General features: G+C 70.2%; 3 protein-coding genes. 1 reads left to right on the top strand and 2 read right to left on the bottom strand.

The window, feature by feature from the left end; genetic code table 11:
- Together KBX53_RS30030 and KBX53_RS30025 are read right to left on the bottom strand one after the other, a co-directional pair.
- Window positions 1-969 (bottom strand): ice-binding family protein (locus KBX53_RS30030; protein ID WP_210863050.1); only part of this gene is annotated, 969 nt, incomplete at its 3' end.
- Window positions 970-1208: 239 nt separating this feature from the next.
- Window positions 1209-1862, bottom strand: coding sequence for a class I SAM-dependent methyltransferase (locus KBX53_RS30025; RefSeq protein WP_030333951.1), 654 nt, complete (start codon window positions 1860-1862; stop codon window positions 1209-1211).
- Between the two features lie 130 nt (window positions 1863-1992).
- On the opposite strand from KBX53_RS30025, the gene KBX53_RS30020 reads away from it, so the two are divergent.
- On the top strand, window positions 1993-2345 hold a 353-nt coding region (locus KBX53_RS30020), incomplete at its 3' end, for an SDR family oxidoreductase (RefSeq protein WP_210863048.1).

The raw sequence follows: 2345 nt of genomic DNA, 5'->3' as shown, positions 1-2345 counted from the left end.
AGGTACGCCGGGCGCTCCGGGTGCTCCAGGGCTACCGGGCGCTCCGGGTGCTCCGGGGCTGCCGGGGGCACCAGGGCTGCCGGGCGCCCCGGGGCTGCCGGGCGCCCCGGGGCTGCCGGGGGCACCAGGGCTGCCGGGGGCACCAGGGCTGCCGGGCGCACCGGGGCTGCCGGTCGGCCCGGGCGGGCCGGTGGGTCCGGGCGGGCCGGTGGGTCCGGGTGGGCCGGTCGGCCCGGCGCAGACCGGTGCGGTGATGACGTTGGTATCCAGGGTGACGGCGGCGGTGCGTGCCAGCGCGCGGCCCTGCAGGGTCGCGCCCGTGGCCATCGTGATCGCGGCCTGCGCCATGATTGTGCCGACGAAGGTGGTGCCCGTGCCGATCGTCGCCGAACTGCCGATCTTCCAGAACACGTTGCAGGCCGAAGCCCCGTTGATCAGGACGACGCTGCTGTTCGACGCCGTCGTCAGCGAGGAGTCGACCTGGAAGATGAACACGGCGGACGGGTCGCCCTGGCCGTTGAGCGTCAACGGTCCGGTGAGTTGGGCGGCTCCGATCCGGTAGACCCCTTCGTTGAGCGTGTTGCCGCCCAGCTCCGCCGGGAGGTTGGTGAACGGCGTCCGGCCGGCGGCATCGTTGAAGGCGATGGTCAGGTCGCTCTGAGCCTGTAGAGCGACAGCGTCACCGAGGTGCACCTCGCCGCCGATGGTTGCCGTCTCGAATCCGGACGCGGTGTTTCCGGGGTACCGACCGAGGCTCTGAGCCAGGAAGCTGGGCCCGGTGTTGGTGGGTTCGGCTCCGGCCAGGACGGAGAAGTCGGCCGCCGTGCCCAGGTTGACCGGTGCTTCCTGCGCGTTGGCTGCGGTCGAGCTGAAGAGCAGCAGGCTGGCTGCCACTGTGGCGGCTGCGCCGGCCGCAAGCGCCGGCAGGACCACCTGTCGCCGTAGCCAGTGTTTGGGTTTAGCTGTCACAGAACACCCTCCGTGGGTACTACTCGCAGGAGACGTCAAGCCAGTGGCGTCCTGCGTGATATGGCCTGTATGGCGCCGATAAGCGCGTTGACTACCACATCACGGCGGGTGTTCAAATGGGGGCAAATTGGCGCAATGACCGACGCGCATCTATCTGAATAGGACAGATATTCGCATTCTTGTTCGCCGGTTTCGACAAGCGGCGGGTGCGCACCCGGGGCGACCGAGCAGATCTCGGCCTATCGCCGGACGGCCGGGACCGGCCTGATCGCACGGCCGAGGACGCAGGGCGAGGATGGGCTGTTGCTGGTGGCCGGGAAGCGGAACCGGCGCAGCTGCGTCACCTCGAAGCCGGCCGCTGCGATCGCCGCGACGGTGTCGCGGTTGGTGTGGCAGCCCGCGAACAGCCTCGGCCACACGGTGGCGTCGACGAGACGTTGGGCGCGGTGCAGGCCGGTGGCCTCCTCGGCGGCCACGTGCTCGAAGAACCGCACCTGGCCTCCGGGGCACAGCACCCGGCTGATCTCCGCCAACGCGCTCGCCTGATCGGGCACCGTGCACAACACCAACGCGACCACGGCCGCGTCGAACTCGCCGTCCGCGGCGGGCAGCGCCTGGGCCAGAGCGTCGACGACGGTGACCGGAATCGGCGCATCCGCGGCGGCGCGCTCGGCGGCGGCCCGCAGCCGCCGTTCCGGTTCGACAGCGAGGACCTGGGTGACAGACGGCGGGTAGTGGGCGAACATCCGCCCGTTGCCCGCACCGATCTCGATCACCCGGCCGGACAGGCCGGCGACCAGCTCCCGCCGGAACGCCGCCGTGCCGGCGCGGTCCATGGCGACGCTGAGTCGCTCGTACACCCGGGCGAACACGGGGTGGGACACCGTGGCCACGTCGACCTCCACTGATGGCGTGATCTCCGTAAGACGCTTTCTCCGGCGATTGTCCTGCATCCGCGCACGCTTTCCGTCTTACTGATGGGCAGCACGACTCAACCCAGTGCAGACAGGATGTGGTCCGACCATGAAGATCGTCGTCATCGGGGGCAGTGGCCTCATCGGTTCCAAGGTCGTGGACCGCCTCGGCGCCCAGGGCCACGAGGCGGTGGCGGCATCGCCGAAGACCGGCGTGAACACCCTGACCGGCGAGGGCGTGGCCGATGCGCTCGCCGGGGCCGAGGTCGTCGTCGACACGTCGAACTCGCCGTCGTTCGAGGACGCCGCCGTACTGGAGTTCTTCGAGACCTCGACCCGGACGCTCCTCGCCGCCGCGTCGGACGCCGGGGTGAATCACTACGTGGCGCTCTCCATCGTGGGGAGCGACCGGATCCCGGACAGCGGTTACATGCGCGCGAAGGTCGCTCAGGAGAAGCTCAT

The sequence above is a fragment of the Micromonospora sp. M51 genome, assembly GCF_018070305.1.
GTDB classification, from domain to species: Bacteria; Actinomycetota; Actinomycetes; order Mycobacteriales; family Micromonosporaceae; genus Micromonospora; species Micromonospora parva.
The sequence above is the reverse complement of the archived record's forward strand: the minus strand, read 5'-3'. Positions and strand labels throughout refer to the sequence as shown.